This is a genomic window from Novosphingobium sp. UBA1939, assembly GCF_002336885.1.
Taxonomy (GTDB): domain Bacteria; phylum Pseudomonadota; class Alphaproteobacteria; order Sphingomonadales; family Sphingomonadaceae; genus Novosphingobium.
In genome coordinates, this window is sequence record NZ_DDFB01000100.1 from 1 (window position 1) to 7,536 (window position 7,536).

Below are 7,536 nucleotides of genomic sequence, written 5' to 3' on the forward strand. Positions count from 1 at the left end.
CGCCATTTCCGCCTGGGTAAAGGTCGGCCGGCTCGGCTCGCCCGCACCCCAGCGGTAATCGGCGTAGAGCTTCACCACGTCCGCCCCTGCGCCGATCTGCCGGCGCAGGGGCGGACGTGGTGAAGCTCTACGCCGATTACCGCTGGGGTGCGGGCGAGCCGAGCCGGCCGACCTTTACCCAGGCGGAAATGGCGGCGGCGGTGGAGGCCGCGCACAGCGCCGGGCGCAAGGTGGCCGCCCATGCCGGCACGGCGGAAGGGATGCGCCGCGCGGTGCTGGCCGGCGTGGACACCATCGAACACGGTGACGAAGGCACGGCGGAAGTCTTCGCGCTGATGAAGCAGCACGGCACCGGCTATTGCCCCACGCTCGCCGCGACGGACGCGATCGCGCGCTACCGCGGCTGGAACGGGGCGGAGCCGGCGCCGGCGATGGTGCAGGAAGCGCGCACCGCCTTCGCCCGCGCCCGCGCGGCGGGCGTCGCGTTCTGCGTGGGCGGCGATGTCGGCGTCTTCGCCCACGGCGACAACGCGCGCGAGGCGGAACTGATGGCCGCCGCCGGCCTGCCGCCTGCGCAAGTGTTGCTCGCCGCGACATCGGGCAACGCGAAACTGTTCGGCCTCGACGACCGCCTGGGCACGGTCAAACCCGGCCTGCTGGCCGACCTCGTCGCCGTGGCAGGCGACCCCACCCGCACGATCGCCGCGCTGCGGCAGGTGCGGTTTGTGATGAAGGATGGAGAGGTGTGGAAGGGGGCCGGTAGGGGCGTGGTGGGCGGGATGTTCCGCGTCGTCCGGGCGTCGCGCGAGTGGGTGTGCGGTGGCTGGCTGGAAGGACGAGGTTTGGGATATTCCTGCCGATTGCCGCCGCGATTGGGAACGCCCGGTTACAATGACACCGGTCATTCGTGGATATGCTTTAAGGCGCCTCTCTCAAGTCCGGCCCGGTCGGACGAGCCGTCTTTACGGGATCAGCGAGGAGGTCAGTGAGAAGCGGTCACTTTTGCAGGCCGGAATTGGACTGAAGTGACCGCCAACCTCACCCGACCCTCATCCTGCGTCAGCTTCCGCGCTGTCATCTGGAACATGTTGGCCGAACCACCCAGCAAAAATGGTGAGCTTGTTCCGGCGCACTGGGGCCGAATCTTCGGCAAGCTTCAACATCGCGTCGCGCAGGGATTTCGCCCAAGGCAGTTCATCTTCAAGCCCGCGTCCGAATGCGCCTTGACTGTATCGTGAGGTGAGGCACTGAAATACCTGATATTCTACCTGCGCTGGTTGTTGCAGGACAGCCGCAAGAAATTCGGCAGGGTCGATCTCTTTGAGAACCGGCCCTTCGATCAAGTCCGATCCTTCTCCGCCATGCCCCACGAGGCGTCGGCAAAACAGGTCTGGATCTTCGCCTAGCTCGTTCATCAGACGCGCTGCGAGTGCAGGTAACCGCTCGACTCCCGCTAGCTGCCGCTGCTCACCGAGGAAACCGTAGATTTGCTGGAAGTGGTCCGATCCAGCATCGGCAAAACCGAGACCTCCCCACGACCCGAGCCTGATGTCTTCCATAAACGAGTTCGCGTTAAGGGGTGGCAAATCACCCCGTTCGCGCAAGGCGATGATATAGGTCTTTGCGCTTTCGACGACGCTGTCGCGGTCACCTTCGAGAAGATTGATATCGGTCATCATCAGCATCATGCCGAAGATGTGCAAAATTTCGCCTGGATCGCGATATTGGTAATTGACCAGTTCACGTTGCAGCGTTTCGATGGCTTCTGCGACTGCGCCGTCATCTCGTTCGAACCGATGCCATATCGTGCGCCAGGATGGCTCATCAGCCGGCTCCAAGAACCAAGCACTGGCATCCAGGTCGCGCTTGATTAGCGACTCGTCGATGACGCCATTGACCAGCAGCTCGATCAGAAGCTCGTCTGACAAAGTCGTGTCGCTCAAGTCGATGCCTTTGTAGCGATCAAAGGAAGACTTTATCGGGGCATCATTGTTGCGGTCCATCATCGCCGCGATCCATTTATTTTTGCGACCTCTGATCTGCCCGGCATCCAACCGTCCAAGCTTGATCTCAAACGAGAGCGCGAAGAGCAGGTGCAGGATATGCAGCATTGCTCTGGCGTGCTGTCGATGGTGGGGCTCAATAGCCTGATAGAACCGTTCGAAGTCCCAAAGCGTCTGCTTGAGAACCCGTAGGTTATTGACCTCGCCCTGTTCATAAAGTTCGACGATATGGTTCTCGACCGATCTAAGCTGATCTCGCGCTTCAGCATGTGCTACGCCAGCGAAAAATGCAGCCAGCGCGCCCCGTACCGCAGACTTGGCTTCCAAGGTTTGCCCGACCAGCTTTTCCCGCTTGCGGCGATAGCCGTCGGAGTTCTCCAGTTCTGCTTCGTTCGCGATCAGGACAACTCGGCACCCTGAGTGCTCTACGAATTGATTGATGTAACCGAAAATGGCGTCAGACGACATCGACGATCGCTCGATGTCGTCGAAGACGTAGATCGCACCGGTGGTCCTGCGTTCGAAATCTTAGATCGTTATCGGGTTTTCAATCCCCTTGAATTTCAGGCCCGCGTTTAGTGCCCGTCCAACAACTTTCGCAGCCTTCGACCCCAAAATCGGATGGGTCGCGGCAAAGATGGCCGTGTCAATGTCAGAGGGGGCATCAACGCCGTAGAGGCTGATGTAGATATACGCTTTCTCGTCATCGAAGAGCTGGGCGAGGATTTGACGGATCAGGAACGTCTTGCCGATACCCCACGGTCCGCGGATCATCACCGCGTAGCCTGGCGGGCTCGTAAGGCTAAGATAGTAGCGCAGATATTCTCGAACGTGGCGATTGGGATCAGCCGGTTCAGGCATCGTCACCATCGAGCCGGGAATATCGAGTATAGGACGGGGCTGTTCCATCGGATGACCATTCCACACCGCGTTGAAGAGCCGGATTTTGCGTAGCCAATTCAATTATACACCCGTTCCACCTCGGTTCTCTCAAGGTGTTCCACCATGGCGCGCAATCGCGGCGAATGGCGTTGATTATGCGACGAAATATGAGTCAATATGGATAATCCCGCAAGCTAGAGAAGCGATATGGAGGATCGCCGATCGAACGTCCGCTATGTCGGAGGGTCCCGCCCTCCGGAATGTTGCGACTCGAATAACTGCTATTGTCTCGATCTGACATTCGCGTTGGCCAATCTCAACGGCCGGCATTGGTCGTTTGCCGCCAGGCGTGCCGCCCTCCTCCAACACCCCCTGTCCTAATCCCCCCACCTATGGCAAAGCAGCGCGCATGATGCCGCCTCCCGCCTCCCGCCAAAGGCGCAGCGGTGGACGGTGGACGGTCTTGCCTTGGACCGTGTCAACTTTGTCAACTTGTTCAGCTTTGGAGTGCCTTCGATGAACGTTGCCCCCGAACTCGTCCTGTCGAACGGCACCGTCCACACGCCGTCCGGGCCGTTCGTCGCCGATGTCGCGGTGCGGGACGGGAAGATCGTGGGCGTGGGGTCGTACCCGGACGCGGGGGAGCGGATCGACTGCACCGGGCTGGACGTGCTGCCGGGCGTGATCGACAGCCAGGTCCACTTCCGCGAACCGGGGCTGGAGCACAAGGAAGACCTTGAAAGCGGCAGCCGCGCCGCGGTGATGGGCGGGGTGACGGCGGTGTTCGAAATGCCGAACACCAATCCCAACACCGATACCGCCGATCGCGTGGCCGACAAGCTCGCCCGCGCGCACCACCGCATGTGGTGCGACCATGCCTTCTATGTCGGCGCCACGGCGGAGAACGCCGAGCATCTGGGCGAGCTGGAGCGCATTCCCGGCACCGCCGGCGTCAAGATCTTCATGGGCGCTTCCACCGGCAGCCTGCTGGTGTCGGAGGATGCCGATCTCGCCCGCGTGCTCGCCCATGGCAGCCGGCGCGTGGCGATCCATGCCGAGGACGAGGCGCGGATGAACGCGCGCAAGGACTATCGCGTCGAAGGCGATGCTTCCAGCCATCCGGTGTGGCGCGACGATGAAAGCGCGATGCTGGCCACGCAGCGCATCCTGCGGCTGGCGCGCGCGGCGAAGCGGCCGATCCATATCCTGCACGTGACCACGCCGGCCGAACTGGAACTGATCGCGCAGCACCGCGATGTGGCGACGTGCGAGGTCACGCCGCAGCACCTCACGCTGCGCGGGGAAGAGGCCTATCCGCGCCTTGGCACGTACGCGCAGATGAACCCGCCGATCCGCTCCGGCGCGCATGTCGACGGGCTGTGGCACTGGCTGCGGCAGGGCGTGCCCGACGTGATCGGGTCGGACCATGCGCCGCACACCATCGAGGAGAAGGCGAAGGTCTATCCCGCCAGCCCCAGCGGCATGCCCGGCGTGCAGACGCTGCTGCCACTGATGCTCGATCACGTCGCCGCCGGGCGGATGACGCTGGCGCGGCTGATCGACATGACCAGCGCGGGGCCGCAGCGCCTGTTCGGCCTGGTCGGCAAGGGCCGCATCGCCACCGGCTATGACGCCGATTTCTCCGTCGTCGATCTCAAGGCCAAGTGGACGGTGACCGAGGACTGGCTGCAAAGCCGCTGCGGCTGGTCGCCCTATACCGGCATGGAGCTGACCGGGCAGGTGGTGGGGACCATCGTGCGCGGGCACCGCGTGATGTGGGAACGCCAGCTCGCCAAGGCGGCAGTGGGCGAAAAGCTGCGCTTCGCGGCGGCGCTGTAGGGCGGTCTTTGGCATTCCATCGTCATTGCGAGCGTAGCGAAGCAATCCAGAGTCCGACGCGGGTCGCTCTGGATTGCCGCGGGGCTTCGCCCCTCGCAATGACGAGGCATGGCGATGGTGTCAGGCTCTGACGGGAGTTCAGGCTGGCGCGCGCTGGCGGCGGCGCAGCATGTCCCAGCTGAACAGCGCGATCGCGGTCCAGATCAGCACGAAGCAGGCGAGGCGCACGGGATCGAGCGGCTCTCCGAACACGAAGATGCCCAGCAGGAAGGCCAGCGTGGGCGAAATGAACTGGACGAAGCCCAGCGTCGAAAGATCCAGCCGCCGCGCCGCCACCGCGAACAGCAGCAGCGGCGCCGCCGTCACCAGGCCCGAGGCGAACAGGCCGATGGTGGTGCCGGCATCGAGGCCCAGGCTCGATCCGGCGGGGCTGCGCGCCTGCCACGCCACCAGGACGATGGCCGGCAGGTAAAGCAGCGAGGTTTCGATCGTAAGCCCGGGCACCGAGCCGACCGGGGTCAGCTTGCGCACGAAGCCGTAGAGGCCGAAACTGACGGCGAGCGCGAGGGCGATGCCCAGCATCTCGATCGCTCCGGCCAGCAGCAACGCGATGCCAAGCCCGGCAATGGCCACGGCGGTCCACTGCGTACGCGTCAGCCGCTCGCCCAGCAGGATCGTGCCCAGCAGCACGCTAAGCAGCGGGTTGATGTAGTAGCCAAGGCTGGCGGCAAGCACGTGGCCACTGTTGATGGCGATCACATAGAGCAGCCAGTTCGCGCCGATCAGCAGCGCGCTGGCGCACAGGCGCAGCAGGACCGTGCGGTCGGCCAGCGCCGCGCGGACGTCCGCCGCCTGCCCGCGCGCGGCCACGATCGCAAGGCACAGCGGCAGCGTGAACAGCACGCGCCAGCCCACCAGCTCGATCGCGGGAACGTGGCGCAGCGCATGGAAGAACAGCGGCAGAAAACCCCACAGCACATAGGCGGCAACCGCGGTCATCAGGCCGGCGCGGTGGTGGGAGTTAGACGGGGGCATACGGTGCCTCTCGCATTGGCGAGCGCGCCGGCCAAGCACAAAATATTCAACGGCTTGCCGATGTGACGGTTCGTTTCATCCTGTTTCACGAAGTCTGACGGAACGGTTGCCCGCTATTCAGGTCCGTATCGGTACCGAATTTTGCAACGGCCGCGCGGGTCCTATTCGCGAAAGGCCGCACGAACAGGAGACCGGACATGAGAATCATCACCCGGGCGGCGATCGCCGCCGCCCTCTCCGCCGCCACCCTCGCGCTTGCCGCGCCGGCTTCGGCCACGGTGACGGCGGCTCCCGCAACGCCCGTGGCATCGGTGGCGGATGCGCTGGGTGAAGGCTGGAATCACCGAGATCGCGGCTGGCATGAAGGCTGGCGTGGTGGGGATCGCGGCTATTACCGGGATGCCGGCCGGCGCGATTACTACCGCGGCCCATCGTGGCGCGGGCGTGATGGACGCTATTACTGTCGCCGTTCGGACGGCACCACCGGCCTGCTTATCGGCGGCGCGGCGGGCGCGCTGATCGGGCGCGGCATTGCCGGGCGCGGGGATCGCACCGTGGGCACCGTGCTCGGCCTCGCCGGCGGCGCGCTGCTGGGGCGCGAGATCGACCGCAGCGGATCGCGCTGCCGCTGAAATACTGCCGCCCTCCGGGTCGCACCACGGGCAGAGCAGGGGCGCTCCGGCGAATGGCCGGGGCGCCCTTTCGTGTTCCGGCGAACGCTTCCTTAACCATGGCGGGGGCAAGGCGGGGGCATGGTTCGTCCCTTGCCGGTCATCGCGCTGCTCGCCGCGCCGTTCGCGCTTGCCGCCTGCGCGCAGGACGATGGCCCGCGCCGTGCGGACGCTGACGATCCGGTCATGGCGCAGGCGCTGGAAGGCCAGTTGATGGTGGACCCCGACCTTTCGCAGCGGAACCTGCGCAACCAGGCCGTCGTTCCCGGTGGCCCGGTCGATACCGCTCTGGTGCAGTTCGACCGGCACGATTGAGCGCCAGCCGCTGTCCGGCTTCAGTTGTCGCGCAGGCCCACGCCCATACCGGCGCGCGGTTGCTCCATCTCCGCGGACGCCACGGGATAGGCGCAATAGTCCGCCGCGTAATAGGCGCTCGGGCGATGGTTGCCGGACAGTCCGACCCCGCCCATCGGCGCCGATAGCGAAGTGCCGTTGGTCGGGCGGTTCCAGTTGATCACGCCGGCGCGGACATTGGCCCAGAACTGGTTGTATTCCTCGGGCGATCCGCCGACGAGCGCAGCCGTCAGGCCAAAGCGCGTGCGGTTCGCTTCCGCGATCGCCTGGTCGAAATCGTCGACCCTGATCACCTGCAGCAGCGGCCCGAACAGTTCGACATCGGGCCGCTCGGCCATGTCGGTCACGTCGATCATGGCCGGTGACAGGAACGGCAGGCCTTCGCGCAGCCGCCGCATGTGCAGGATCGGCCGCCCGCCGTTCGACAGTAGATAGACGAAACTTTCGGTCAGCCCGTCGGCGGCCTCGTTGTCGATGACCGGTCCCATGAACGGTTGCGGTTCATCGAACGGCGCGCCGACCATCAGCCGGCTGCCCAGGCGCTTCATCTCGTCGATCAGCGGTTCGTACAGCGAACCTTGCACGATCAGCCGGCGGGCCGAGGTGCAGCGCTGGCCCGAAGTAGCGAAGGCGGACTGGATCGCAAGCACTGCCGCATCGCTGATCTTGGGCGTGTTCCACACCACCATCGGGTTGTTCCCGCCCATTTCGAGCGCAAGCATTTTGCCCGGGTTGCCGGCCAGACGCCGGTT

Annotated in this window: 7 protein-coding genes and 1 pseudogene; 4 read left to right on the forward strand and 4 right to left on the reverse strand. The window is 64.8% G+C overall.

What is annotated here, in order from left to right:
- Window positions 1–71: 71 nt before the first annotated feature.
- Window positions 72–755 (forward strand): annotated as a pseudogene (locus B3547_RS12825) (amidohydrolase family protein); the annotation flags it as partial.
- Window positions 756–1,049: 294 nt separating this feature from the next.
- On the opposite strand, the gene B3547_RS12830 reads toward B3547_RS12825, so the two are convergent.
- Together B3547_RS12830 and B3547_RS12835 are read right to left on the reverse strand one after the other, a co-directional pair.
- A complete protein-coding gene (locus B3547_RS12830) occupies window positions 1,050–2,471 on the reverse strand; it encodes a hypothetical protein (protein ID WP_292963748.1) in 1,422 nt (473 codons plus the stop codon).
- A 60-nt stretch (window positions 2,472–2,531) separates the two neighbouring features.
- The gene (locus B3547_RS12835; RefSeq protein ID WP_292963750.1) at window positions 2,532–2,912 is read right to left on the reverse strand and encodes a P-loop NTPase fold protein; all 381 of its coding nucleotides are present in this window, start codon (window positions 2,910–2,912) and stop codon (window positions 2,532–2,534) included.
- Window positions 2,913–3,401: 489 nt separating this feature from the next.
- Between B3547_RS12835 and B3547_RS12840 the strand changes: the two genes are divergently transcribed.
- Window positions 3,402–4,724, forward strand: coding sequence for a dihydroorotase (locus B3547_RS12840; protein ID WP_292963751.1), 1,323 nt, complete (start codon window positions 3,402–3,404; stop codon window positions 4,722–4,724).
- A 138-nt stretch (window positions 4,725–4,862) separates the two neighbouring features.
- Here the strand turns inward: B3547_RS12840 and rarD are convergent, their stop codons facing one another.
- A complete protein-coding gene (gene rarD / locus B3547_RS12845) occupies window positions 4,863–5,723 on the reverse strand; it encodes an EamA family transporter RarD (protein WP_292963752.1) in 861 nt (286 codons plus the stop codon).
- 233 nt (window positions 5,724–5,956) lie between these two features.
- Here rarD and B3547_RS12850 point away from each other — a divergent pair, with 233 nt between their 5' ends.
- Both B3547_RS12850 and B3547_RS12855 read left to right on the forward strand, forming a co-directional pair.
- Complete coding sequence (locus B3547_RS12850) at window positions 5,957–6,391, forward strand: glycine zipper 2TM domain-containing protein (protein ID WP_199558065.1); 435 nt, start codon at window positions 5,957–5,959, stop codon at window positions 6,389–6,391.
- 120 nt (window positions 6,392–6,511) lie between these two features.
- Window positions 6,512–6,745: a hypothetical protein gene (locus tag B3547_RS12855; RefSeq protein ID WP_125953820.1), complete on the forward strand. Its 234-nt coding sequence runs from the start codon at window positions 6,512–6,514 to the stop codon at window positions 6,743–6,745.
- Between the two features lie 20 nt (window positions 6,746–6,765).
- Here B3547_RS12855 and B3547_RS12860 read toward each other — a convergent pair.
- Window positions 6,766–7,536, reverse strand: a 771-nt coding sequence (locus B3547_RS12860; RefSeq protein WP_292963753.1) for an aldehyde dehydrogenase family protein, incomplete at its 5' end; no start/stop codon positions are given.

Coding starts and splice junctions, on each gene's coding strand:
- B3547_RS12830 (WP_292963748.1), bottom strand. CDS start 2,471: ATGTCGTCTGACGCCATTTTCGGTTACATCAATCAATTCGTAGAGCAC.
- B3547_RS12835 (WP_292963750.1), bottom strand. CDS start 2,912: ATGGAACAGCCCCGTCCTATACTCGATATTCCCGGCTCGATGGTGACG.
- B3547_RS12840 (WP_292963751.1), top strand. CDS start 3,402: ATGAACGTTGCCCCCGAACTCGTCCTGTCGAACGGCACCGTCCACACG.
- rarD (WP_292963752.1), bottom strand. CDS start 5,723: ATGACCGCGGTTGCCGCCTATGTGCTGTGGGGTTTTCTGCCGCTGTTC.
- B3547_RS12850 (WP_199558065.1), top strand. CDS start 5,957: ATGAGAATCATCACCCGGGCGGCGATCGCCGCCGCCCTCTCCGCCGCC.
- B3547_RS12855 (WP_125953820.1), top strand. CDS start 6,512: ATGGTTCGTCCCTTGCCGGTCATCGCGCTGCTCGCCGCGCCGTTCGCG.